Here is a 23,874-nt window from a genome sequence, read left to right on the forward strand (position 1 = left end):
CAGCTGCCATGTTTGCCCGCCGCATTCACGCCAACCGTGCAATTGCCTGAATGCGTCATAAAGGGTTATTATGTGCGGCTGCCCATGATGTTTTTTATACAGTGAAATTTAAACCCTTGGCCATTGCAACTTGTTGGTTGCTGGCTTCTTCTTTGCTTTTTGCAGCCCCTGAGGACGATCAGGTGACTGGGAGCAAGCGCGCAATCGAGAAGCTCAATTTGATTCAACTGGGTGATCAAGTCAAGACCAGCGTCAGCGAAAAAACCAATCTGATGCTGGGTCAGGCCATGACCTTGCTGGGCGTACCCTACAAAAAGGGGGGCAATTCAGCTGAATCCGGTTTTGACTGCAGCGGATTCGTTCGACATATCTACGAAACATCCATCGGGCGTTTGCTGCCTCGACGCGCTGAAGAGCAAGCCGTTGCCACGGAAAAAATCGATCGCAATGAACTCAACCCCGGTGATTTGGTGTTTTTCAACACCATGCGCCGCACTTTCAGTCATGTCGGCATCTACATTGGTGATGGCAAGTTCATCCATGCTCCCAGTGCAGGAAAAGCTGTTCGCGTGGACGACTTGAGAGCTGCTTATTGGACCAAACGCTTCACGGGTGCTCGACGCGTTCAGGAACAGACGACGCCAGACAGCGCCAGTCGGTGAACATCCCGTTGATCGCAACAAAAACGCCACCGCGAAGGGTGGCGAAGTTGAATTTGGTGCGGCTGGCGGGGATCGAACCCACGACCCTTGGCTTCGGAGGCCAATACTCTATCCACTGAGCTACAGCCGCGCGGTGAACTGCGATGGCATTATCTCACGGCTTGTCTTTCTTCCTTCCTGTTGCAAGCTCAGCGAAGGGTGGGCCGCTATAATATTGGGTTGATTCCGGTCAATCCCAAAGCCCATCGGCCAAGCCCTACAAGAGGATTTCATGAGCGACAACAGCCACGATCAGCACGAAGCACACACCGGCCCGGTGAAAACGCCCAAGCAAATGCTTTTGCTGAGCCTTGCTTCTTTCATCATTCCGGTGTTCATCATCATCGGTTTGGTTTTTTATGTTACTTCTGCGAACAAGACTGCACCTGGAGCCGCCGACTCCGAGAGATCTGTGGCTCAACGCATTCAGAAGGTTGGCAGTGTTGAAGTTCGTGATGCCAATCGCCCTTTGAAAGCTGGCGAAGAAGTTTACAAAGCACAATGCGCTGCTTGTCACGCTGTTGGGGCTGCGGGTGCTCCGAAGTTTGCTGACGCTGGCGCTTGGGGTGCTCGTATCAAACAAGGTCTCGACACTTTGGTGACTTCTGCCCTCAAAGGCAAAGGTGCGATGGGTGCACAAGGCGGTGGCGATTTCAACGACATCGAAATTGCGCGGGCTGTTGTGTATTTGGCCAATGGTGCTGGTGGCAAGTTTGAAGAGCCCAAGGCTCCTGCTGCGGAAGCCGAGAAAAAGTAAGCATTCCAAGCATCACAAAAAACCGACCTTGAGGGTCGGTTTTTTTATGGTCAATCCGACTAGGCTTGTTTTTGTGACGATTGTGGGCTGATCTGGAAACCAAATCGATCTGCCAAATTTTGCGTCAAGCATTCTTCGGGCACCCAATGGCCTTTTTCTATGGCGTCGGCAACCAAGGCCACATCCGAGGTGTGCACCAGTCCCAGACCCAACGGTGTATCCAAATAGACATGGCCCCGCTCATCGACCAGACAAGACAACGCCTGTGTTGTTTGCCCGGTGTGTGCAGTGGGCTCAAATAGCGGACTCAAGCGCCAAACATAGGGCGCGGCTTCCAGCTCGACGTATACCCTTTGTGGTCCGTTTTGGAAATACCAGCGCCCCTGATGGTCGGATTCGTAATTTCGGTGAATGAATTCAATCAACTTTTCATGCCGCAGCACCGATCCTTTGGCTCCCTCCACCCCGCTTTGAAAAGCACCCAAACACTGCACCCGGTCGTCCCGCATCAACCACTGACCGCGACTGTCAAGACCTAACCAGCCGTAACAATCAGGCACATTCGGCCACTTGGCCATGGCTTGTCGAACGATGTCATCCATGTGATGCCCCCTGCATGAGTGGATGGCCAGATGCCGTCATCAGCCAGCCACCGACCGCATCTGGCAAGCCGCGCACATGGCTGGGCCAGCTGCCTTGAGCAAAGCCAACGTGACCACCCTCTTCAGGTTGCCAGAGTGTGACTGTTTTTGAAACTTCTATCTGCTTGGGTAAGCTGCTGGCCGGAACAAAGGGATCGTTGCGGGCGTTCAAGGCCAATGCGGGTAAACGGATATTTTTCATCAAAGGCTTGGCTGAGGCTTGAGACCAATAGTCATCTGTATCCTTGAAACCATGCAGGGGGGCGGTGAAGACATTGTCAAAGTCGTACAAATCACGCGCTGCCATGAGTTTTTGCGCATCGAACAAACCCGGATGCTGTTTCAACTTGGCCATTGCTTTGGGTTTCATGCTGCGTAAAAACATGCGGGTGTAGATTTGTCGGTTCAAGCCCCGACCAATGGCATGGCCACTTTGAACGAGGTCAAGCGGTGAGCAAATCGAAGCAATGGCATCCGCTTTTTGCAGTGCATCGTTACCCAGCTCCGCCGCCCAGCGCATGAGTGCATTGCCCCCCAATGACACACCTGCAGCCACCATGACTTGCCCTCCTTGCGCCAGGTGGTCATCACGCAGTCGCTTGAGCACCCAATCAATTTCCTCGTGATCACCTGAGTGGTAGGCACGTGGTGCATGGTTGAGTTCACCACTGCACCCACGAAAATGTGGCAAGGCAAAATTGAGGTCATTCATCGCCGCCCAATCTGCGAATGCTTGAGCGTAGTGGCTTTCAGATGAACCTTCCAGTCCATGAAACAACACCATCATCGGTCTGTTTTTGTGGCTTGCATGCTGCAGGTCAACATCGATGAAGTCACCATCTGGTGTTCTCCAACGTTCTCGAATTTTGGGCAACGCCGGCCCCCAACGATTTCTTGCACACAGTGCTGACCAAATGGTCTGGGCGTGCCCACCAGGCAGCCATGTCGGCGCTTTGTACTGCATGGGTTCAGTGAAACACCACGGGCTTGTCGCCCACATCGGCCATGTCGGTCGGTGTGCCCGGACTGGCATGGTGCACCACCATGCGCCAGCCTTGTGGTGTCTTGTGGTACACATTTGTCACCAGCACAAACGCCTGTTTCGCACCCTGCGGCGTGATCAATTCAACCCTTTCCACCAAATGGTGGACCGCACTGGCCAGCGAGTTGATTTTGCGGACTCTCTCTGGATGGGCTTGGACACTGCCATTGGCAAACATGCCCTCAAAATTGGCACGGATGGCACCGGGCCCAATCAAGCGCGGTCCACCCGGGTGAACGCACACGATGTCATCTTCTTCCGCCCAACAATCCATGAGCTGCTCAATGTCGGCGTTTTGCAGCGCTTCATAAAAGCTCTGTTCAATGTCGTCGGGGGTTCCACCCACGATGGCGGCGTGCAATTTAGCTCGTTTCATGATGTGTGAAGTCTACACGCGTGCACAGTTCGGCGGAGCACAAAAAAACCCGGTCACATGGCTGTGCCGGGTTTTGAATACGTCCACTTTTGAGCAGACGCCACGCTTTGGCGTGGCTCTTATTTTTTGCGGTACTTGCGCAGGGCCGACAACTGGGCGGCCAGCACTGCCAACTCGGACTGTGCCACAGCCAAATCGATTTCGCTTTTGGCGTTGCGCAGGGCTTCTTCCGCCAATTGCTTGGCGGCGTTGGCTTTTTCTTCGTCGAGGTCTTTGCCGCGAATCGCGGTGTCGGACATCACGGTCACGCAGTCGGGCTGCACTTCCAGAATGCCACCGGCCACGAAAACGAATTCTTCGCCGCCGTCAGCCTTCTCAATGCGAACCGACCCGGCCTTGATGCGGGTGATCAGCGGCGTGTGGCGTGGGTAAATGCCCAGTTCGCCAGACTCACCGGGCAAGGCCACAAAGCGGGCTTCACCCGACCAGATGGACTCTTCGGCACTGACCACATCAACGTGGATGGTGTTCATGTTTACTCCTTAAAAAGGTGCGTTCAAGCGGAGTTCGGGGAGACTGGATCAGCCGCCCCGAGGCTCTGCTTTAGGCTGCCTTTTTGGCCTTTTCGAAAGCTTCGTCGATGGTGCCGACCATGTAGAAGGCTTGCTCTGGCAGGTGATCGCACTCGCCAGCCACAATCATCTTGAAACCACGGATGGTTTCGGCCAAGGTGACGTACTTGCCGGGGGAACCGGTGAACACTTCAGCCACGTGGAAAGGCTGCGACAGGAAACGCTGGATCTTGCGGGCACGGGCCACGGCCAACTTGTCTTCAGGCGCCAAGTCGTCCATACCCATGATGGCGATGATGTCGCGCAGTTCGCGGTAACGCTGCAAAGTGCCCTGAACAGCGCGGGCTGTTTCGTAGTGGTCTTGACCCACAACCAAGGGGTCCAGCTGACGGCTGGTGGAGTCCAGTGGATCGACCGCTGGGTAAATACCGAGCGAAGCGATGTCACGAGACAACACGACGGTGGAGTCCAAGTGAGCGAAGGTGGTCGCAGGCGATGGGTCGGTCAAGTCATCGGCTGGCACGTAAACGGCCTGAATCGATGTGATCGAGCCGACTTTGGTCGAGGTGATACGTTCTTGCAAACGGCCCATTTCTTCGGCCAGAGTAGGCTGGTAACCCACAGCAGAAGGCATACGACCCAACAAGGCGGACACTTCGGTACCGGCCAAGGTGTAGCGGTAGATGTTGTCCACGAAGAACAACACGTCTTTGCCTTCGTCACGGAAGGATTCGGCGATGGTCAGACCGGTCAAAGCGACGCGCAAACGGTTACCTGGTGGCTCGTTCATCTGACCGTACACCATGGCCACTTTGGACTCGGGCAGGTTCTCGAGGTTCACAACGCCGGAATCGGCCATCTCATGGTAGAAGTCGTTGCCTTCACGGGTACGCTCACCCACACCAGCGAACACGGACAAACCGCTGTGCGCCTTGGCGATGTTGTTGATGAGTTCCATCATGTTCACGGTCTTGCCCACACCGGCACCACCGAACAGACCCACCTTACCGCCTTTGGCGAAGGGGCACACCAAGTCAATCACTTTGATGCCGGTTTCCAGCAGTTCTTGTGAGGGGCTCAGTTCGTCGTAAGCGGGGGCTTTACGGTGAATGGAAGCGGTGAGCTCTTGGCTCACTGGGCCACGCTCGTCGATGGGGGCACCCAACACGTCCATGATTCGGCCCAGTGTGGCCTTGCCCACGGGCACGGTGATCGCCTTGCCGGTGTTGGACACCATCAAGCCACGACGCAAGCCGTCGGAAGAACCGAGCGCAATGGTGCGCACGATGCCGTCGCCGAGTTGCTGCTGCACTTCCAGGGTCAGCGCGGAGCCTTCCATTTTGAGTGCGTCATAAACTTTGGGCATCTGGTTGCGTGGAAATTCCACGTCGACCACAGCGCCAATACACTGAACAATTTTTCCTTGGGCTTGCATTTTTCGCTCCAAATAATTTGAATTTGCAGAACTGGGAATCAACCGCTGATCGCGGCTGCGCCAGAGACGATTTCCGACAGTTCTTTGGTGATGGCGGCTTGACGGGTCTTGTTGTAGACGAGCTTGAGCTCGCCGATCACATTGCCGGCGTTGTCGGTCGCTGCCTTCATGGCCACCATACGGGCAGCATGCTCAGAGGCCATGTTTTCGGCCACAGCCTGATAGGCCAAGGCTTCTGCGTAACGGACCAAGAGATCGTCAATCACCGACTGGGCATCGGGTTCATAGATGTAATCCCAAGCGTGCGTATGGCCAGCTTCTTTGGTTTCGGCTTGCATCTCGGCAGCTGACAGAGGCAGCAGCATGTCGATCGTGGGCTCTTGTGCCATGGTGCTGACAAACTTGTTGTAGCACAGGTACACCGCGCTCACTTCGCCTGCAGCGTACGCATCGAGCAGCACCTTGACAGGGCCAATCAGCTTCTCGAGGTGCGGCTTGTCACCCAATTGCGTCACATGGGCTACCACCTTGGCATTGACTCGGTTCAGAAAACCGAGGCCTTTGCCACCAATGGCCACCGCCATGGGCGTTTTGCCCTCGGCTTGTGTTTCACGCAGTTGAGCTGTCACCGCACGCAACAAGTTGGTGTTCAAGCCGCCACACAGACCCTTGTCCGTGGTGACCACAATGAAGCCCACCGACTTGCCGTCGTTGCGCTGCATGAAGGGGTGCACGTACTCTGGGTTGGCCTGGCCGAGATGACTCGCAATGGTGCGAATCTTCTCGCTGTAAGGCCGGGCCGTGCGCATACGCTCCTGCGCTTTGCGCATTTTGGAGACGGAAATCATCTCCATGGCCTTGGTGATCTTCTTGGTGTTTTCCACCGATTTGATCTTGGTGCGTAGTTCCTTGCCCGATGCCATCAGAGGCTCCTTTTGATCAGGTGGAAATTAAGCAAAGCTTTTCTTGAAAGCGGCCACAGCGGTGTTCAATTCGGCTTCTGCCTCTTTGTCCAGTGCTTTGGAGCTTTCGATCTTGGCCAGCAGTGCGGCGCACGAATCCTTCAGGTAAGCGTGCAAACCGTGCTCGAAAGCCAAAACTTTCTTAACGTCGATGTCGTCCATGAAGCCTTTGTTCACCGCAAACAAGCTGGCGCCCATCAAGCTGATCGACAGGGGGCTGTACTGGGCTTGCTTGAGCAATTCGGTCACGCGGGCACCGCGGTCCAACTGCTTGCGTGTGGACTCGTCCAAGTCGGAAGCGAACTGCGCGAACGCAGCCAATTCACGGTACTGGGCCAAGTCGGTACGGATACCGCCGGACTGACCTTTGATGATCTTGGTTTGAGCCGAGCTACCGACGCGGGACACCGAGATACCGGCGTTGATCGCAGGGCGGATACCGGCGTTGAACAAGCTGGTTTCCAAGAAGATCTGGCCGTCAGTGATCGAAATCACGTTGGTGGGCACGAAAGCAGACACGTCACCGGCTTGGGTTTCGATGATAGGCAGAGCCGTCAAAGAACCTGTCTTGCCAGTCACAGCACCTTTGGTGAAGGCTTCGACGTAGTCGGCGTTCACACGGGCTGCACGCTCGAGCAAACGGCTGTGCAAATAGAACACGTCGCCAGGGTAGGCTTCACGGCCTGGTGGGCGGCGCAACAGCAAAGACACTTGACGGTAAGCCACAGCTTGCTTGGACAGATCGTCATAAACGATCAAAGCGTCTTCGCCGCGGTCGCGGAAGTATTCGCCCATCGTGCAGCCTGAGTAGGCAGACACGTACTGCATCGCAGCAGATTCAGAGGCGGAAGCGGCCACCACGATGGTGTATTCCATCGCGCCAGCTTGTTCCAAAGCGCGCACCACGTTTTTGATCGACGAGGCTTTTTGGCCAATCGCGACGTAAACGCAGGTCATGTTCTGACCTTTTTGGTTGATGATGGCGTCGATCGCGACGGCAGTCTTGCCGGTCTGGCGGTCGCCAATGATCAATTCGCGCTGACCACGGCCCACGGGCACCATGGAGTCGATCGACTTCAGGCCGGTTTGCATCGGCTGGTCAACCGATTTACGTGCGATCACGCCAGGGGCGACTTTTTCGATCACGTCGGTCATTTTGGCGTTGATCGGGCCTTTGCCGTCGATCGGCTGACCCAGCGCGTTCACCACGCGGCCAATCAGTTCAGGGCCCACGGGCACTTCCAGAATGCGGCCGGTGCACTTGACCGTGTCGCCTTCGGAGATGTGCTCGTACTCGCCCAAGATCACGGCGCCGACCGAGTCACGCTCGAGGTTCAGGGCCAGACCGTAAGTGGCTGCACCTTCAGCGGTGGCCGGGAATTCGAGCATTTCGCCCTGCATCACATCGGACAAGCCGTGCACGCGAACGATACCGTCTGTCACGGACACCACGGTGCCCTGGTTACGGATATCGGCGCTGGCGGACAGCCCTTCAATGCGGCTCTTGATCAGTTCAGAAATTTCTGCGGGATTGAGTTGCATGACTCTTTCCTTCTTTCTTTAAATTTGTCCGGTCTCAATCCGCATCAAGCGGTGAGGGCCGATTTCATTTGTTCCAGTCGGGCCTTGACAGAGGTATCGAGCACCTCGTCGCCCACCACCACACGGATGCCACCGATCAAGGCAGCATCGAGCTCGACGCTCACATTGAGCTTGCGCGCAAAGCGTTTTTCGAGCGTGGACGACAAGTCGGCCAAGGCCGAGGCGTCGATGGGGAATGCGCTGTAGACCACCGCATCAGCGGTGCCACCTTGCGCGTTCATGAGGGCCCGGTACTGCTGTGCAACCACAGGCAGCGCACTGAGACGACGGTTTTCGATCACCAGGCGCAGGAAGTTCTTGCCAGCCTCGGGCAGTGCTGTGCGCACCACGCCAGAGATCAGCTCGAATGCCTGCTCATCGGACACTTTGGGGCTGTCGATGAACTGCTGCAATTGCGCGTTGTCGGCAATTGCAGCGAGTTCGTCCAGCCAAGCGGCCGTGCCAGCAAGATCGGATGCCTGCGCCTTGAACAGCGCTTCGGCATAAGGGCGGGCGATGGTAGCAAGTTCTGCCATGGTCTTCTCTGGCTGGAGCTTCTTACAGCTCGGTCTTGAGGCGGCTCAGCAGATCAGCGTGGACACCAGCATTGACTTCCTTGCGGAGAATCTGCTCGGCACCTTTGACAGCCAGGGCAGCGACTTGCTCACGCAGAGCTTCGCGGGCCTTGACTGCTTGCTGCTCGGCTTCGGCCTTTGCAGCGGCGATGATCTTGTTGCCTTCTTCGGTGGCACGTGCTTTGGCTTCGTCAACGATGCCATTTGCACGGCGCTCGGCGTCAGCCAGGCGCGAAGCCGTCTCGTTGCGCGACTTGGCCAACTCGGACTCGACACGCGCATTGGCGTTGGAGAGTTCGGCTTTGGCTTTGTCGGCGGCAGCGAGGCCGTCAGCGATTTTCTGTGCCCGTTCGTCGAGCGCTTTTGTGATCGGGGGCCACACGAATTTCATCGTGAACCACACAAGAATCGCAAAAACGATCATCTGAATGAACAGAGTAGCGTTAATGTTCACGGTTCAGTCCTTCTTCTGTTGGAAGAGGTACGTGGATTACTTCAGAACGAAGGGGTTGGCGAAGGCGAACAGCAAAGCGATGGCCACACCAATCAGGAACGCAGCGTCGATCAGACCAGCCAAGATGAACATCTTGGTTTGGAGTTCGTTCATCAACTCAGGTTGACGAGCCGAAGACTCGAGGAATTTGCCGCCCATCAAAGCGATACCGATGGAAGCACCGATAGCGCCCAGACCAACGATCAAACCACATGCCAATGCCACCAGGCCGAGAATGTTTTCCATGAGAAGCTCCTAAAAGTTAGTGGAAAAAAGAAACAGGAAACGAGAGAAAAAGTGTCATCAATGTGCGTCGTGCGCTTGACCTGTGTAGATCAGCGTCAACATCATAAAGATGAAGGCTTGCAAGGTGATGACCAGGATGTGGAACAGTGTCCACACGGTACCGGCGATGACATGACCAATGGCCAAACCAACACCCGTTGCCGACAATGCCCAGCCGCCACCCATGAGGGCAATCAACATGAACACCAACTCACCCGCAAACATGTTGCCAAACAGTCGCATGCCATGCGAAACCGTCTTGGCCAAATATTCAATCATCTGCATCAAGAAGTTAATCGGATACAGAGCCCAATGGTCACCAAAAGGCGCCGCAATCAGTTCATGCGCCCAACCACCCAAACCTTTGATCTTGATGTTGTAGACCAAGCAAATGAACAGCACAGAGCACGACAGGCCCAAGGTGGTGGACAAGTCGGCCGTAGGCACCACGCGCATGTAGTCCTTGAAGCCCAAAGCAGGCCCCGCGGCATGCCAGGCGGCAGGAATCAGATCGACAGGCAACATGTCCATCGCGTTCATCAGGAAGATCCAGACGAAGACGGTCAAGGCCAAAGGAGAGATGAGTTTGCGGCTCTTGGCGTTGTGAATCACGCCCTTGGCTTGGTTTTCCACCATCTCGGACAGGATTTCAACCGCTGCCTGAAACCGACCAGGAACACCCGAAGTCGCCTTGCGAGCAGCCGCCCACAACACGATACAGCCAATCACACCCAAAACCAGGGAGAAAAAGACCGAATCCAAGTTGAACAAACTGAAGTCAACGATGCTCGTTTGCTTGACGCCTTCAAATGAGAAATTCATTTGCAGGTGTTGCAAGTGATGCTGGATGTACTCTCCAGCCGTTGGGGCGTGCGCGCCAGCGTTTTCAGCAGCCATAAATCACCAATCAGTTCAAAAAATAGTCGGTTTCGACTTGCGTTGCATCCAACCCAGCGCCATGGCCAGCCAGTACACCTTCATCGTCACCACAAAGCCAGCCACCAAGGCAAACCAGCTCAGGTCTGAAATCACTTTGGGCGCCACCAAAAGCAACGCCACCGTCAAGACAATCTTGACCAACTCCCAAACAAACAAACCCACCAAGGCAGAGCCCGCTTGGGTTCGCCGCATTTGCCGGCTCAAAGCCCTGACAAACACAACAGCGGGTATGACCACTGCCACCGCCCCCCAGGCCACAGAAGCGGCCAAATGAAGCTGTCCGGTGACGAGCCCCGTGAGCAGCGCCATCAAGGCGCCCACCCCCACCTGCAAAAGCAACACACGCCAAGGCGACGCTTGGGGATTGCTTTGCCGCCAAGCCTGCGCTTCTTCAGCGCTCAGGGGCTTGAAATCGGACTCGATACCTTCATCTGCAGCATCTGTCGTATCACTGGGCATACCCGTTTTCAGGGATGAGGCGATTTTGGTCATCTCAAATTACACCGGGGTTACGTCAACGGCGAACACTGCAAAGCCTCTGATTATACGTAGAAACCCGTGCGTTCCCACTTTTTTTGATCCAGATCCAATTGCCCTTGGCCAGCACGGCCAATACCAGCAGCGACAATCGCCAGAGAAGGGACTTTCATGTATGTACGAATGGTTTAAATTTTTGCACTTGGCCGCCGCCATCGTCTGGCTAGGGGGGATGGCTTTGGTCATTTTGGCGCTGCGCCCGGTGGTCATCGCCCAAATGGCCCCACCCGAGCGCCTCGCACTGATGTCGGACGTCCTGACCCGATTTTTTGCCATGGTTTGGGTCTCGATTGCCTTGATTCTGGCCACCGGTTTCTGGATGCTGTCGATGGCCGACATGAAGCTGGCCCCTAAAGGGTGGCACGCCATGTCGGGACTGGGATTGCTGATGTGCCTGATTTTTGCCCACATTTGGTTCGCGCCGTTTCGCCGCTTGAAAGCTGCAGTAGCCACTTCGGACTGGCCTGCTGCGGGCAAAGCCTTGGGACAAATTCACCCCTTGGTGCTGACGAATTTTGCTTTGGGCTGGCTAGCGGTTTGGGCTGTCGTCGTCTGGCGTTAAGCTAGTGGCCTCGAGGGACTATTTCATGAGCGCTTCCATCACACCTCCTGCTGGCATCGACCCGCGCAAGGACACCCTGATCGAGTACCCCTCGGTCTTTCCGATCAAGGTCATGGGTGCCATGGTCGACGGCTTTGCCGAAGCCATGTGCCAAGTGGCCCTGCAGTTTGACCCTGGCTTTGACGCCCGCACCATCGAACTGCGCCCCAGCAAAGGCGGCAACTACCTGGGCGTGACGCTCAGCATCACGGCCACCAGCCGCGAACAACTCGACGACCTCTACCGCGCCCTGACCTCGCACCCCATGGTCAAAATCGTGCTTTGAGCATGGACATCCGGCTTCTTGGGCAAGTCGACTACTTGCCGACCTATGAAGCCATGCAGGCCTTCACAGCCGCACGCACACCTGAGACGCCGAATGAGCTGTGGGTGTGCGAACACCCGCCCGTGTTCACCCAAGGACTGGCAGGGCAGGCCTCACACCTGTTGATGCCTGGCGACATTCCGGTGGTGCAGACCAACCGGGGCGGACAAGTCACCTTCCATGGCCCCGGTCAGGTCATGGCTTACCCCTTGGTCAACCTGCAGCGCGCCGGCTACTACGTCAAAGAATACGTCTTCAAACTCGAAGAATCGGTCATCCGCACCCTCGCCCACTTTGGCGTGACGGGCCACCGCGTGGCCGGTGCGCCTGGCATTTACGTTCGGCTGGACGATCCGTTCAGCCATGCCGCTCTGGTGGGACCTGCCCCGGCCCATGACCCTTTCAAAGGCCTCGGCAAGATCAGCGCTTTGGGCATCAAGGTCAGCCGCCATTGCACTTACCACGGTGCTGCGCTGAACGTGGCGATGGACCTGGAGCCCTTTGACCGCATCAACCCGTGTGGTTATGCCGGACTGAAAACCGTGGACCTTTCTACAATCGGTGTAGAAACCACTTGGGACGAAGCGGCCCAGGTGCTGGCCCAGCAACTGGCGGCCCGTTTATGAACCCCTGCCTGCGCATGCCACGTGGTGGCAGCCACTGAAAGACACGAATGAGCAACACCCCCGTCGAACGCCCAGTGGTGCGCGAAGCACAAAGCGTTGAAAACTACGACCCCATGGCCAAGCAAAAAGCAGGGGCCAAACTCTCGCGCATCCCGGTCAAAGTCGAACAGGCCGAGGTGCTGAAAAAACCGGAGTGGATTCGCGTGAAGGCGGGCTCGCCCACCACCCGCTTTTACGAAATCAAGGACGTGCTGCGCGCCAACAAACTGGTCACCGTGTGCGAAGAAGCCAGCTGCCCCAACATCGGTGAATGCTTTGGCAAAGGCACGGCCACCTTCATGATCATGGGCGACAAGTGCACGCGCCGTTGCCCGTTTTGCGACGTGGGCCATGGCCGCCCCGACCCACTGGATGTGAACGAGCCCGACAACCTGGCCAAGACCATTGCGCAGCTCAAACTGCAATACGTCGTCATCACCAGCGTCGACCGTGACGACCTGCGTGACGGCGGCGCAGGCCACTTTGTGGAGTGCATTCGCAAAACCCGCGAACTCTCGCCCACCACCCAGATCGAAGTGCTGGTGCCCGACTTCCGGGGCCGCGATGACCGCGCACTCGAGATCCTGAAAGCAGCCCCACCGGATGTCATGAACCACAACATGGAAACCGTGCCGCGTCTGTACAAAGAAGCACGGCCCGGCTCGGACTACCAGTTCTCGCTGAACTTGCTGAAAAAATTCAAGGCCTTGTTCCCGCATGTGCCGACCAAAAGCGGCCTGATGGTTGGCCTGGGCGAGACGGACGAAGAAATTCTCGATGTCATGCGCGACATGCGCGCGCACAACATTGAAATGCTGACCATTGGCCAGTACCTGGCCCCCAGCAACAGCCACCTGCCCGTGCGCCGTTACGTGCACCCCGACACCTTCAAGATGTTCGAGGCCAAGGCCTACGAAATGGGTTTTTCGCACGCGGCTGTGGGCGCGATGGTGCGCTCGAGCTACCACGCGGATCAACAAGCCCATTCAGCCCACCAGAATCTGGCCGACAACCGCGCTTAACGCATTTCCATCACCTCCTGCTTTGAACTCACCATGACCGATTCCAGCCCATACACACCGCCCAAAATCTGGACCTGGAACAAGGCCAACGGCGGGCGCTTCGCCAACATCAACCGGCCTGTCGCAGGTGCTACGCACGAGCAGGAACTGCCACGCGGCAAACATCCGCTTCAGCTGTATTCGCTGGGCACACCCAACGGTGTGAAGGTGACCGTGATGCTCGAAGAGCTGCTGGCCCTGGGCCATACCGGGGCCGAATACGATGCCTGGCTGATTCGCATCCAAGAGGGCCAGCAGTTCAGCAGCGGTTTTGTGAGCGTCAACCCCAACTCCAAAATCCCAGCGCTGCTCGACTGCAGTGGCACCGAACCAGTGCGGGTGTTCGAGTCGGGCGCCATCTTGCTGTACTTGGCCGAAAAGTTTGGCGCCCTTGTACCCACCGACCCGGCCCAACGCGCCGAATGCCTGTCATGGCTTTTCTGGCAAATGGGCAGTGCGCCTTATTTGGGCGGTGGCTTTGGGCATTTTTATGCCTATGCACCCGTCAAGATCGAATACGCAATTGACCGCTTCGCCATGGAAGTCAAACGCGAGATGGACGTGCTCGACCAGCGTTTGGCCAAGAGCCGCTTCATCGCGGGCGACAACTACACCATCGCCGACATCGCCATTTGGCCGTGGTACGGTGCACTGGCCAAAGGCCTGATGTACGAAGCGGGTGAGTTTTTGCAGGTGCACGAATACACCCACGTGCAACGCTGGGCCGAGGAGCTGGCCCAACGCCCTGCCGTTCAGCGCGGGCGCATGGTCAACCGCGTGATGGGTGCACCCGAATCGCAATTGCACGAACGACACGACGCCAGCGATTTCGACACGCGCACGCAGGACAAAATCGCCAAAGCATGACCCTCAAGGGCTCATGCAACTGGCGGGATCGTCCGAAGCCAAGACTTGCTCAGCCCAAAGCGCCAGTTTCGTGGTGTCTGACCTCAGCACCTGGTGCTTGACCGACAGGATTTGCGAAGGGTGCATGGAAAAGCTGCGCAGCCCCAAGCCCAGCAACAAGCGGGTCATGGTCACATCACCGGCCATCTCACCACACACCGAGACACCTTTGCCTTGGGCTCGGCATTCGGCAATCGTGTCGGCCACCAGCTTGAGCACGGCGGGGTGCAACGGGTCGTACAGGTGCGCCACTGACTCATCGGCGCGGTCAATGGCCAAGGTGTACTGAATCAGGTCATTGGTACCGATGGATAGAAAGTCAAAGTACTTGAGAAACAGCCGCAAGGACAAAGCAGCGGCCGGAATTTCGATCATGGCACCCAGCTGCACAGGGCCATAGGCTTCGCCTCGCCGATCCAACTCGTGACGGGCTTGGTCAATCAAGCCCATGGTTTGACGAATCTCGCTGCCATGCGCCAGCATGGGAATGAGCAAATTGACTTTGCCGTGAGCTGCGGCACGCAAGATGGCCCGCAGCTGCGTCAAGAACATGGCAGGATCGGCCAGACTCCAACGAATGGCCCGCAAGCCCAAAGCGGGGTTCAGGTGAGCGGCATCACGGCGAGCCTCGTCAATGGGCTTGTCCGCCCCCACGTCAACCGAGCGAATGGTGACCGGCAGACCATTCATGCCGTCCACCGCGCGGCGGTAGGCTTGGTATTGTTCTTCCTCACCAGGCAAATCGCCCTTGCGGCCCATGAAAAGGAATTCGCTGCGGAACAAGCCTACGCCCACGGCTCCCGCGGTGATCGCGGCACCGGTGTCTTCAGGCATCTCGATGTTGGCCAGCAATTCGATTTTTTGACCATCGAGCGTGACAGCAGGGGTGTGGCGCAATCGGGCCAGCCGTTCGCGCTCGAGATCGCCCTGGCGTTGCTTGAAACCATAGTCGGCCAAGATGATGGGTGACGGATCAACGATGACCACGCCGGCATCCCCGTCGATGATGACCCAGTCGTCTTGCTTGATCAGCTGACTGGCGATGCGGGCACCCACCACAGCAGGAATGTCCAGACTGCGCGCCACAATGGCCGTGTGGGAGGTTTTGCCGCCCACATCGGTCACAAACCCGGTGAACACGCTTTGCTTGAACTGCAGCATGTCGGCAGGCGACAAATCATGGGCAATCAAGACCAAGGGCACGTCGGTATCGCCCAACTGCAACTCTTGTTGGGGCCGAGTGGGGCGGGTGACTTGGGTCACCAGCGAGCCCGTGCCCTTGAGGCAGTGCAACACCCGTTCGGCGACCTGCTCCACATCGGCTTTTCTTTCGCGCAGGTACGGATCGTCCATCTCGTCAAACTGCCGGGCAATGATCTCAAGCTGGCTGCTCAACGCCCATTCGGCGTTGTACAACCGTTCCTTGATCCAATGCACCACACTGGTGTTGAGCTCTTCGTCCATCAGCAGCATCAGGTGCACATCGAGCAGCGCAGCCAACTCGTGTGGCGCATCTTTGGGCATGTCGCGTTGCAATCGTTGCAACTCGTCGATGACGGCATCGCGGGCTGAACGCATGCGGTCGATCTCGGCAAACACTTGCTCTGGCTTGATGAAGTAGTGCGCCACATCGACACGGCTGGAAGCCACCAGCACAGCTCGGCCAATGGCAATGCCCCGAGCCACCGCCAGACCATGAATGCTGAAGGTCATCGCAGGAACTCCATGGGGCGTTTTTTTGCGAGCACCACTGTCACTCGCCTTCGCCAAATTTGTCAGCCATCAGCGCCAGCAGCGCATCGAGCGCCTCTTGCTCACGCTCGCCTGCGGTTTCGAGTAACACTTCGCTGCCGATACCGGCGGCCAGCATCATCACCCCCATGATGCTTTTGGCATTGATGCGGCGCTCGCCCTTGCTCAGCCAGACCTCACAGGGAAAACTGCCCGCCAGCTTGGTCAGCTTGGCCGAGGCACGGGCGTGCAGCCCCAGTTTATTGCTGATGGTCGTGGTGGCTTGAGGCATGTCTCTTTCCTGTTTGGTTTTGGGGGGCCGTGCTGCCCACGGGCATCACCCCTTGCGTCCCGCCGGCATGGGCGCGGTTGGCCAAGGCCTCCAGACTTTCGTGGCGGTAGCAAACACTGCGCAACAACATGGGCAAATTGGCACCCGCCACCAGGCGCGTATGCACGCCGTCGTTGAGTTGCTGGGCCACGTTGCAAGGGGTCGCACCAAAGACATCGCTGAGCAGCAAAACTTCGGGCGTGTTCAAGGCACCAATGGCTTCGCGCGCCTTCGTCAGGCTGGCTTCTGGCGCGTCGTCTGGCAGCACATCGATCGCCAGAACGCCTGCAGCGCAATCGGGAAACACGTGCAAAGCACAGTCGCGCAAAGCGCTGGCCAAAGGGGCGTGAGCAATGATGAGAATACCGATCATGAGGTTTGCATTATCAGGGCTGAACCGGCTTTTTCAGGACAAAATAAAGCCAAGAGAGCACGGAACAAACACCAAAGCAGGCCAGTGCAGCCTGGTAAGCAGCGGGTTTGGTCAGCCCCAAGCCCAGACCGGCGTCGACCAGCAATCCAATGCCCCACTGAACCACAAAAATGCCCGCAAAAATCACCAAGTTGTAGGCCGACAGGGCGCGCCCGGCCAAATGCGAGGGAAAAGCCATGCCCACCGCGGGTTGTGCCAAGGCCACAAAGGTGCTGGTCACGCAGAACAAAGCCATGACGATGGCAGCACCAGAACCCACTGCCGGCCCCATCCAGACCAAAGCGCCGACCACCAAAAAGCTCAAGGGAACACCCCAGGCCATCAGGCGCTCGACCGGAATGCCCCGGCGGGCCAAGCCTGGCGTGATCAAACCCCACAACCAAAAACTCACCAACATGGCCAAATTGATGAGGAACAAACCTTGGGCCGCTTCGCCCGCTGTCCAGCCCGCCACTTGGGTCATCCAAGGCCCCGCCCACAGGGTCTGAATGGCCACCATACCGCCGTAAGTGAAAAAGCCGATCGGTGTCATGCGCCAGAAATAAGCGCTGCGCCAAATTTCGCGGTAACTGCCATCGTCGTCGAGCGGCTTTTGCGCTGTCGCGGCTGTGGGCGTTGTCTTTTGCCACACCGGCACCACCAAGGTAATCAAGAGCATGGCGATGGCGATCATCACGCCCAACATCACAAACAAGGCGCGCCAGCCCCAGATGGGCATGAGCCACTGCACCGGCAAGGTGGCCGCCAGCATGCCCAAAGAGCCCGTCATCAGCATCCAAGAGTTGGTGCGCAATTGCGTACTGGCATCAAACCAGCGCCGGTAGCCTGTGAGCGGGGCCATGAGGCAGGCGCTCACGCCCATGCCACACAGCACCCGTGCGGCCAGCAGACCATGGAAGCTCTCGGCCCACGAGAACGCCAAGCAGCCCAGCACGGCAAAACTCAAAAAAGCGAGGATGACTTTTTTCGGGCCGTGCTGGTCCAGCCAGCGCCCCAAAGGCAGTTGGGTGAGCGAAAAGCCCAAAAAGTAGCCGCCCGCCAGCAGGCCGAGGTCTTGCGCGCTCAGACTGAATTCGGTGGTCAAGGTAGGCGACAAGGTGGCGGTGATGGCCCGCACCAAGGCCGAGAAAAAGTAGGCCAGCGCAAAGGCCAGAAACACCACCACCGCCATGCGGCGCGGCAAGTGGTCGGGGTGCGCCAAATTGTGATCGCTCAAGGTGGTCGCGCTCATGGCTTGATCCCATCAAACAAGGTGTTGGCCAATTCCACTGCAATTTTGCGGTCGTAAATCACGGCATGAACCAGCCGCACCCGCTCGCCTTCGGCCACCGCGCCCCACACGGCGTCCATGTTCACCGACTCGCCATTGGCGCGCAGGCCCGGGGCTTGCACCCGCACAGCAGCCGCCAAGGGCAGCTGGCCTGGGCGCTGCCAAGCCTGCTGCTGCCCAGCCGCCAAGGGCTGGGTCACGCGGGCATTGTCCAGGGTGGCTTTTTGCCAGGCGGCCATCACCGCGCTGGCATCGGCCCCGGCGGGCAAGGCTGCCGTCATCACCGCCACCATGGCCGCGCCGCTTTCGCAGCCCACAACCTGCAGTTCCACTGGCACGCCGCCCAAGGGGACGCTGCGGGTGGTGCGGTCGGGTTTGCAGGGCAATTGGGCTTTGAGTGCGCTGCCCTCAAAGGCCACGTCCCGCCAGTTCTGGGCAGGGCTGCAAGCGCTCAAAGTCAGGGCCCCAAAGAGGCAGGCCACCAAGGCCGAAGAATGGATTCGCATGGGGTGATTATCCTGATCAGCGGCCGCATTGGGTTTTGGCGACAATGTGCCCCATGAATTCACTCGACGGCATCCGCGTTCTCGACCTCTCCCGCGTTCTGGCGGGCCCCTGGTGTACCCAGACCTTGGCCGACCTGGGGGCCGATGTCATCAAGATCGAGCGCCCCGGCACGGGCGACGACACCCGCACCTGGGGGCCGCCTTTTTTGAAAGACGCCCAAGGCCAAGACACCGCCGAAGCCGCCTACTATTTGGGCGCGAACCGCAACAAGCGATCGGTGACGTGTGACATCGCCCAGCCCGAAGGCCAAGCGCTGATCCGCGAACTGGTTCGGCACTGCGATGTGTTTGTGGAGAACTTCAAGGTCGGCGACATGGCCCGGTACGGCCTTGACTACGCGAGCCTGAGCGCTCTGAACCCCAAGCTGGTCTATTGCAGCGTGACCGGCTTTGGCCAGACCGGCCCTTACCGCGAGCGGGCGGGCTACGACTATGCCGTGCAAGGCATCGGCGGCCTGATGAGCGTGACAGGTGAGCGCGACGACTTGGGCGGTGGCCCGCAAAAAGTGGGCGTGGCCGTGGCGGATTTGTTCACCGGCATGTACGCCACCGTGGCCATTTTGGCGGCTTTGCGCCACGCCGAACGCACAGGCGAAGGCCAACAGGTGGATATGGCGTTGCTCGACACCCAGGTCGCCATGCTGGCCAATTTGGGCTCGAATTACCTGGTCAGCGGCAAAACCCCCGGCCGCGCAGGCAACGCACACCAGAACATCGTGCCCTACCAAGTGTTTGAGGTCATGGCCCCAACGGGCGCTGCACCGGGCACCCGCGACCACTTGATCTTGGCCGTGGGCAACGATGGGCAATTTGCCAAGTTCTGCACCGTGGCTGGTTGCCCCGAACTGGCGCAGGACCCGCGTTTCGCCCAAAACACCCAACGCGTGCGCCACCGCGACACCCTGGTGCCTCTGCTCGAAGGCATCTTAAAAACCCGCACCAAAGCCGACTGGTTGGCGGCCCTCGAAGCCGCCAAGGTGCCTTGTGGGGCCATCAACACCCTGAGCGAAGTTTTTGTGGACCCGCAAATCCAGGCCCGTGGCATGGTGCAAGATTGGCAACACCCGGTCAAAGCCGACCTGAAACTGGTGGCCAGCCCGATCAAAATGAGCCGCACCCCTGTGCGCCAAGACTTGCCACCCCCCATGCTGGGGCAGCACACCGCCGAAGTTTTATCCGAAGTACTGGGTTGGAACGCCGAACAACTGGGCCCCCTGCGCGGCAAAGGAGTGATCTGATGGCCCATTTTTTACTCGTGCATGGCGCTTGGCATGGCGCATGGTGTTGGCAGCGGGTCCTGCCAGGTCTGATGGGTGCCGGTCACCGCGCCCATGCCGTCACCTTGACAGGCGTGGGTGAGCGCGCGCACCTGCTGCAACCGGGTATTGATCTTGAAACCCACATCACCGATGTGATGGCCGCCATGGACGCCGAAGAACTGGACGACGTGGTGCTGGTGGTGCACTCGTACGCCGGCATGCTGGGCACGGCCGTGGCCGACCGCAGACCCGAGCGCCTGCGTCACCTGGTCTATTTGGACGCGGTGCTGCCCAAACCCGGTGAAAGTTGGAGCAGCACCCAGGCCAGTGCCACGCGCCTGGCCCGCATCGCTGCGGCGCAAGCCCATCCCTTGCACGCCTTTCCCGCGCCCGACCCATCGGTTTTTGGCCTGAGCGATGCCGACCATGCCTGGGTACAAAGACGTCAAACCCCGCACCCGGGCGGACCTTACACCCAAGTGCTCGATTTTGATCCGCAACGGGTGGCCAGCGTGCCGCGCACATTCATCAACTGCACCACGCCGCCTTTGGGCACCATCGATGTCAGCCGCCTGCGCATGGTGGACCCCAAATTCTGGGACGGCGCTTGGCTGCCGGGCTCACACGTGCTGGAGATGGACACCGGGCATGACCCCATGGTCAGTGACCCCGATGGCTTGGTCAAGCTCTTGCTGAACATCGTTTGACAACCTCATTGAGCTCAGCGGCTTGACGCCAGTTTGCCGGATCAACGCAGTGCGCCAAAAACTTTGCTCAGAAGCGCGCTGCCGGCTTGTGCGGGGTTTTGGCGTATTTTCTTTTCTTCTTCGCCGATCATGAAATACAAACCGTCAAGGGTTTTGGCCGTGACGTGCGTCTCCAGTTTGGCCTTGTCTTTGTCCAGCAGTCCCATCCCCGTGAGTTTGACGGCCACGGCATTGAACTGATTCACGACCCCAAGTTTTTCCAAGGATTGCTTGATTGCTGGCATGAACTCAACAGTCAAAGGCTCACGTGTCTTGTGGGCGAAAAACTGCGTCACCGAATGATCTCCCCCCTGCAAAATACTTTTGGCGTCTTTCACGGTCATACTTTGGATGGATTGCGTTAGCCATTTTTTGGCTTTCGGTACCGCTGCTTCTGCTGCACGGTTCATTTGCAAATTCAGCTCATCCAACTGCTGCCCCATCCCCAGGGACTTGAGCAACTTGCCTGCTTTTTGGATCCCGTCTGGCAAAGCGATGCGCACTTTTTCATTGCCCCAAAATCCGTCCTGCGCACCCAACAGCTGTACGGCCACTTCACCCCCCTTTTCCAAGGCCAGTTTGAGGCCCTTCGTGGCGTCGTCAGATGTGAGACTGGCCAATCCCTGCGCATGCGAGGGCACTATGACCAAAGCGCCTGCGGACATGGCAAACGTATTAAACTTTCTGCGATGAAGAAACATCTGAATACTCCCTGGAATCTGCAGCCTCTAGGCCGTCGTGTGTTGAATGGGGCTTGCACGCTGAGCCTTTTGCTGTCCCTGTGGGGCTGTTCAGGTGAGCGTGCGCCCGAATCTTCCTTTGTTTTGCTCGACGGCAGCACCTTGAGCACGCAGCAATTGCAAGGAAAAGTATCTTTGGTCAATTTCTGGGCCACCAGTTGCACTTCTTGCGTGGCTGAAATGCCCGAACTGATCGCCACTTACAACAAGTTCAAGGATCGGGGCTATGAAACAGTGGCCGTGGCCATGAGTTACGACCCACCCAGCTACGTGGTCAATTTTGCGCAGACACGTCAGTTGCCCTTCAAAGTAGCGATTGACAACACCGGGGGTGTGGCGCGCGCATGGGGCGATGTGAAGCTCACACCCACCACCTTCCTGTTGAACAAGCGTGGCGAAGTGGTCAAGCGTTTTGTGGGCACGCCAGATTTTGTCGAGCTTCACCAGCTAATCGACAAACTCTTGGCAGCGTCCTGATTGAGCCGTACCTTAAAACGGCAACCGGGTCGCGCTGACCCGGTTGTGCAAAGGCTCAGGCTCAACGCCTTTTTATCTCTCAATCCTTGCGGAAATTGTCGTGGCAGGCCTTGCACGACGCTGCTGCAGGCCCAAATGCCGCTTTCAAGGCGTCGATGTTGCCTGCTTTGGCCGCGGTGTTGAGCTTCACGATTTCGGCTTGCATTTTGTCTGCCGCTTCTTTGTACTTGGCAGATTCTTTCCAGATTTCTGGCTTGGCGCGTGTGTCGCCTTTGTCTGTGCCTTCACCAAACGCCGCCCATGGCAACTTGGACAGGGTGGCGACCACGTCAGCGTTGTCGGCTGCTGCTTTGGCATCATAAGGCGCACGTCCGTTGGCCATGGCACCGATTCGGCCAAAGTGCGCCGCCATCACGGTGAAGCTGGCCTTGCGGTATTTGATCGCATCTTCAGGTTTGGCAAATTGCGCCTGGGCTGGCAGACCCATCGCCAGGATCAACAATGCGCTTGCGCAGCTCGTGGTGTATTTCATGTTTGACTCCCATCATGGTTTAAAGGATAAAAAGATTTATCCTTGTTTCAGTTTCTCATAATTTTCTCTTTCCCGCATCTACGAAAGTCACCATGTTCACAGTTCGCATTTGGGATTTACCCACCCGTTTGTTTCACTGGGCCTTGGCCTTGTGTGTGATGGGCTTGGTCATCACTGGCAATGTGGGCGGCAACGCCATGGTTTGGCATTTCCGCTTGGGCTATGCCGTGCTCACCTTGGTCCTTTTCAGACTGGCCTGGGGGTTTGCGGGTGGACACTGGTCCCGCTGGTCCAGTTTGCCCTTGCATCCACGGCATGTTCTGGCTTATCTGCAGTCGCACTCCACCGACCGGACACAAGCGGGTCACAACCCCCTGGGCTCTTGGTCTATTCTGGCCATGTTGTTTTTTTTAGTGTTTCAAGTCTCTACCGGTTTGATCAGTGACGACGAGATCGCCAATGCCGGGCCTTTGACCGCCTTGGTTTCTGGCAGCTGGGTGTCATGGGCTTCAGCTTGGCACAAGAGCTGGGGCAAACTGATCATCTTGCTGCTGGTCATCACTCACCTTTTGGCCCTGCTGTGGTACCGCTTCAAAAAGCACCCGCCCTTGGTGCCCGCCATGCTTCACGGGGACAAAACCGTCGACCATCCTGTGCCAGCCTCTCACGACCAGTTTCGTCATCGCCTTTTGGCCGTGTTCGTTTTGGGCCTGGCCGCCTTGGCCGTTTATGGCTTGCTTTCACTTGGCGGCTGATCGCTCCTTTACACTGATCGTCTGTGGAGGAATAGGCCCTTGAACCCATCGTCTCATTCACCTGTTATTGCGCTGCGTTGCCCCGTTCATGCGGCAGACCTGCTGGCCACTCGCGCCATTTTTGCCGAGTACGCGGCCAGCCTGGCCGTGGATTTGTGTTTTCAGAATTTCGATCAGGAACTCGCTGACTTGCCCGGTGAGTACGCCGAGCCCCGTGGTGCATTGCTTTTGGCCTGGGTGGACGGTGCAGTGGCTGGGTGTTGTGCTTTGCGACCATTCGATGCCAGCGACTATGCCAATGCCGCAGAAATGAAGCGACTGTATGTTCGCCCCGCCTTCCGTGGACTGGGGCTGGGCCGTTTGCTCACCGAGGGTATTTTGGATGCAGCCCGCGCTGCCGCTTACCACTGTGTCTTGCTCGACACCTTGGACGAGATGGAGTCCGCTCGCGCGCTGTACGAAGATTTGGGCTTTGTCGAAATCCCGCCTTATTACCATAACCCGCATGCAGGTGCGCATTACCTCAAGGTGGACCTTGACTGAGCGTTTCGCTGACCCGTCTCGGCGTGGATCGCGCGCA

31 protein-coding genes and 1 tRNA gene are annotated in these 23,874 nt (G+C 57.8%); 12 read left to right on the plus strand and 20 right to left on the minus strand.

The window, feature by feature from the left end:
* Window positions 1–50 precede the first annotated feature (50 nt).
* Window positions 51–662 carry a C40 family peptidase gene (locus ACZ5SR_RS00695; RefSeq protein ID WP_464449695.1) on the plus strand — a complete coding sequence of 204 codons (612 nt, stop codon included), beginning with the start codon at window positions 51–53 and terminating at the stop codon, window positions 660–662.
* A 54-nt stretch (window positions 663–716) separates the two neighbouring features.
* On the opposite strand, the gene ACZ5SR_RS00700 is transcribed toward ACZ5SR_RS00695, so the two are convergent.
* Window positions 717–792: transfer RNA gene (locus tag ACZ5SR_RS00700), tRNA-Arg, on the minus strand.
* 141 nt (window positions 793–933) lie between these two features.
* On the opposite strand from ACZ5SR_RS00700, the gene ACZ5SR_RS00705 reads away from it, so the two are divergent.
* On the plus strand, window positions 934–1,458 hold the full coding sequence (locus ACZ5SR_RS00705; protein ID WP_464449696.1) for a c-type cytochrome: 525 nt from the start codon (window positions 934–936) through the stop codon (window positions 1,456–1,458).
* Window positions 1,459–1,517: 59 nt separating this feature from the next.
* Here the strand turns inward: ACZ5SR_RS00705 and ACZ5SR_RS00710 are convergent, their stop codons facing one another.
* The 12 genes from ACZ5SR_RS00710 to ACZ5SR_RS00765 all read right to left on the minus strand — a co-directional run bounded on the left by ACZ5SR_RS00710 (window position 1,518) and on the right by ACZ5SR_RS00765 (window position 10,851).
* On the minus strand, window positions 1,518–2,060 hold the full coding sequence (locus ACZ5SR_RS00710; protein WP_464449697.1) for a DUF2946 family protein: 543 nt from the start codon (window positions 2,058–2,060) through the stop codon (window positions 1,518–1,520).
* Complete coding sequence (locus tag ACZ5SR_RS00715; RefSeq protein WP_464449698.1) at window positions 2,053–3,063, minus strand: YheT family hydrolase; 1,011 nt, start codon at window positions 3,061–3,063, stop codon at window positions 2,053–2,055. Before ACZ5SR_RS00715 ends, ACZ5SR_RS00710 begins: the two co-directional genes overlap by 8 nt.
* A 4-nt stretch (window positions 3,064–3,067) precedes the next feature.
* Complete coding sequence (locus ACZ5SR_RS00720) at window positions 3,068–3,517, minus strand: YybH family protein (RefSeq protein ID WP_464449699.1); 450 nt, start codon at window positions 3,515–3,517, stop codon at window positions 3,068–3,070.
* Window positions 3,518–3,636: 119 nt separating this feature from the next.
* On the minus strand, window positions 3,637–4,050 hold the full coding sequence (locus tag ACZ5SR_RS00725; RefSeq protein WP_090044366.1) for a F0F1 ATP synthase subunit epsilon: 414 nt from the start codon (window positions 4,048–4,050) through the stop codon (window positions 3,637–3,639).
* Between the two features lie 70 nt (window positions 4,051–4,120).
* Window positions 4,121–5,524: a F0F1 ATP synthase subunit beta gene (gene atpD, locus ACZ5SR_RS00730; protein WP_291912528.1), complete on the minus strand. Its 1,404-nt coding sequence runs from the start codon at window positions 5,522–5,524 to the stop codon at window positions 4,121–4,123.
* A 38-nt stretch (window positions 5,525–5,562) separates the two neighbouring features.
* Window positions 5,563–6,447, minus strand: a complete 885-nt coding sequence (gene atpG / locus ACZ5SR_RS00735) for a F0F1 ATP synthase subunit gamma (RefSeq protein WP_464449700.1) — start codon at window positions 6,445–6,447, stop codon at window positions 5,563–5,565.
* Between the two features lie 27 nt (window positions 6,448–6,474).
* The gene (atpA, locus tag ACZ5SR_RS00740; protein ID WP_464449701.1) at window positions 6,475–8,028 is read right to left on the minus strand and encodes a F0F1 ATP synthase subunit alpha; all 1,554 of its coding nucleotides are present in this window, start codon (window positions 8,026–8,028) and stop codon (window positions 6,475–6,477) included.
* Between the two features lie 44 nt (window positions 8,029–8,072).
* Window positions 8,073–8,603 (minus strand): F0F1 ATP synthase subunit delta, encoded by a 531-nt coding sequence (locus tag ACZ5SR_RS00745; RefSeq protein WP_464449702.1) that lies wholly within the window; start codon window positions 8,601–8,603, stop codon window positions 8,073–8,075.
* 22 nt (window positions 8,604–8,625) lie between these two features.
* Window positions 8,626–9,096, minus strand: a complete 471-nt coding sequence (locus tag ACZ5SR_RS00750; protein ID WP_464449703.1) for a F0F1 ATP synthase subunit B — start codon at window positions 9,094–9,096, stop codon at window positions 8,626–8,628.
* Between the two features lie 36 nt (window positions 9,097–9,132).
* Window positions 9,133–9,381 carry a F0F1 ATP synthase subunit C gene (gene atpE, locus ACZ5SR_RS00755; RefSeq protein ID WP_019429175.1) on the minus strand — a complete coding sequence of 83 codons (249 nt, stop codon included), beginning with the start codon at window positions 9,379–9,381 and terminating at the stop codon, window positions 9,133–9,135.
* 57 nt (window positions 9,382–9,438) lie between these two features.
* A complete protein-coding gene (gene atpB / locus ACZ5SR_RS00760; protein WP_464449704.1) occupies window positions 9,439–10,317 on the minus strand; it encodes a F0F1 ATP synthase subunit A in 879 nt (292 codons plus the stop codon).
* Between the two features lie 15 nt (window positions 10,318–10,332).
* The gene (locus tag ACZ5SR_RS00765; protein ID WP_464449705.1) at window positions 10,333–10,851 is read right to left on the minus strand and encodes an ATP synthase subunit I; all 519 of its coding nucleotides are present in this window, start codon (window positions 10,849–10,851) and stop codon (window positions 10,333–10,335) included.
* Between the two features lie 160 nt (window positions 10,852–11,011).
* Here ACZ5SR_RS00765 and ACZ5SR_RS00770 point away from each other — a divergent pair, with 160 nt between their 5' ends.
* The 5 genes from ACZ5SR_RS00770 to yghU are packed head-to-tail and all read left to right on the plus strand — an operon-like array spanning window position 11,012 to window position 14,415.
* The gene (locus ACZ5SR_RS00770; RefSeq protein WP_464449706.1) at window positions 11,012–11,458 is read left to right on the plus strand and encodes a CopD family protein; all 447 of its coding nucleotides are present in this window, start codon (window positions 11,012–11,014) and stop codon (window positions 11,456–11,458) included.
* A gap of 25 nt (window positions 11,459–11,483) precedes the next feature.
* Window positions 11,484–11,783, plus strand: a complete 300-nt coding sequence (locus tag ACZ5SR_RS00775; protein ID WP_464449707.1) for a DUF493 family protein — start codon at window positions 11,484–11,486, stop codon at window positions 11,781–11,783.
* Window positions 11,784–11,785: 2 nt separating this feature from the next.
* The gene (lipB, locus tag ACZ5SR_RS00780; RefSeq protein ID WP_464449708.1) at window positions 11,786–12,448 is read left to right on the plus strand and encodes a lipoyl(octanoyl) transferase LipB; all 663 of its coding nucleotides are present in this window, start codon (window positions 11,786–11,788) and stop codon (window positions 12,446–12,448) included.
* A 47-nt stretch (window positions 12,449–12,495) separates the two neighbouring features.
* The gene (gene lipA / locus ACZ5SR_RS00785; RefSeq protein ID WP_464449709.1) at window positions 12,496–13,509 is read left to right on the plus strand and encodes a lipoyl synthase; all 1,014 of its coding nucleotides are present in this window, start codon (window positions 12,496–12,498) and stop codon (window positions 13,507–13,509) included.
* Window positions 13,510–13,542: 33 nt separating this feature from the next.
* Window positions 13,543–14,415: a glutathione-dependent disulfide-bond oxidoreductase gene (gene yghU, locus ACZ5SR_RS00790; protein ID WP_464449710.1), complete on the plus strand. Its 873-nt coding sequence runs from the start codon at window positions 13,543–13,545 to the stop codon at window positions 14,413–14,415.
* 3 nt (window positions 14,416–14,418) lie between these two features.
* Here yghU and ptsP read toward each other — a convergent pair whose 3' ends face one another.
* From ptsP to ACZ5SR_RS00815, 5 genes are read right to left on the minus strand one after another with little or no spacing between them, the layout of a single operon-like run.
* Window positions 14,419–16,167, minus strand: coding sequence for a phosphoenolpyruvate--protein phosphotransferase (ptsP, locus tag ACZ5SR_RS00795; RefSeq protein ID WP_464449711.1), 1,749 nt, complete (start codon window positions 16,165–16,167; stop codon window positions 14,419–14,421).
* Window positions 16,168–16,207: 40 nt separating this feature from the next.
* A complete protein-coding gene (locus ACZ5SR_RS00800) occupies window positions 16,208–16,477 on the minus strand; it encodes an HPr family phosphocarrier protein (RefSeq protein ID WP_464449712.1) in 270 nt (89 codons plus the stop codon).
* Window positions 16,446–16,889 (minus strand): PTS sugar transporter subunit IIA, encoded by a 444-nt coding sequence (locus ACZ5SR_RS00805; protein ID WP_464449713.1) that lies wholly within the window; start codon window positions 16,887–16,889, stop codon window positions 16,446–16,448. The genes ACZ5SR_RS00800 and ACZ5SR_RS00805 overlap by 32 nt, the downstream gene beginning before the upstream one ends.
* Window positions 16,890–16,902: 13 nt before the next feature.
* The gene (locus tag ACZ5SR_RS00810) at window positions 16,903–18,180 is read right to left on the minus strand and encodes an MFS transporter (protein WP_464449714.1); all 1,278 of its coding nucleotides are present in this window, start codon (window positions 18,178–18,180) and stop codon (window positions 16,903–16,905) included.
* The gene (locus ACZ5SR_RS00815) at window positions 18,177–18,725 is read right to left on the minus strand and encodes a hypothetical protein (protein ID WP_464449715.1); all 549 of its coding nucleotides are present in this window, start codon (window positions 18,723–18,725) and stop codon (window positions 18,177–18,179) included. Before ACZ5SR_RS00815 ends, ACZ5SR_RS00810 begins: the two co-directional genes overlap by 4 nt.
* A 53-nt stretch (window positions 18,726–18,778) precedes the next feature.
* Between ACZ5SR_RS00815 and ACZ5SR_RS00820 the strand changes: the two genes are divergently transcribed.
* Entirely contained in the window at window positions 18,779–20,023 is a 1,245-nt protein-coding gene (locus ACZ5SR_RS00820) for a CaiB/BaiF CoA transferase family protein (RefSeq protein WP_464449716.1), read from the plus strand.
* Window positions 20,023–20,751, plus strand: coding sequence for an alpha/beta fold hydrolase (locus ACZ5SR_RS00825; RefSeq protein WP_464449717.1), 729 nt, complete (start codon window positions 20,023–20,025; stop codon window positions 20,749–20,751). The genes ACZ5SR_RS00820 and ACZ5SR_RS00825 overlap by 1 nt, the downstream gene beginning before the upstream one ends.
* Before the next feature lie 41 nt (window positions 20,752–20,792).
* On the opposite strand, the gene ACZ5SR_RS00830 is transcribed toward ACZ5SR_RS00825, so the two are convergent.
* The gene (locus ACZ5SR_RS00830) at window positions 20,793–21,491 is read right to left on the minus strand and encodes a DUF4197 domain-containing protein (protein WP_464449718.1); all 699 of its coding nucleotides are present in this window, start codon (window positions 21,489–21,491) and stop codon (window positions 20,793–20,795) included.
* Here ACZ5SR_RS00830 and ACZ5SR_RS00835 point away from each other — a divergent pair.
* The gene (locus tag ACZ5SR_RS00835) at window positions 21,480–22,007 is read left to right on the plus strand and encodes a TlpA disulfide reductase family protein (protein WP_464449719.1); all 528 of its coding nucleotides are present in this window, start codon (window positions 21,480–21,482) and stop codon (window positions 22,005–22,007) included. The two genes, ACZ5SR_RS00830 and ACZ5SR_RS00835, sit on opposite strands and share 12 nt — an antisense overlap.
* Window positions 22,008–22,086: 79 nt before the next feature.
* Here the strand turns inward: ACZ5SR_RS00835 and ACZ5SR_RS00840 are convergent, their stop codons facing one another.
* Window positions 22,087–22,539: a c-type cytochrome gene (locus tag ACZ5SR_RS00840; RefSeq protein ID WP_464449720.1), complete on the minus strand. Its 453-nt coding sequence runs from the start codon at window positions 22,537–22,539 to the stop codon at window positions 22,087–22,089.
* Between the two features lie 92 nt (window positions 22,540–22,631).
* Between ACZ5SR_RS00840 and ACZ5SR_RS00845 the strand changes: the two genes are divergently transcribed.
* Both ACZ5SR_RS00845 and ACZ5SR_RS00850 read left to right on the plus strand, forming a co-directional pair.
* Entirely contained in the window at window positions 22,632–23,294 is a 663-nt protein-coding gene (locus tag ACZ5SR_RS00845; RefSeq protein WP_464449721.1) for a cytochrome b/b6 domain-containing protein, read from the plus strand.
* 66 nt (window positions 23,295–23,360) lie between these two features.
* Window positions 23,361–23,837: a GNAT family N-acetyltransferase gene (locus ACZ5SR_RS00850; protein ID WP_464451079.1), complete on the plus strand. Its 477-nt coding sequence runs from the start codon at window positions 23,361–23,363 to the stop codon at window positions 23,835–23,837.
* Window positions 23,838–23,874 lie beyond the last annotated feature (37 nt).

This window comes from Limnohabitans sp. TEGF002 (genome assembly GCF_055395845.1).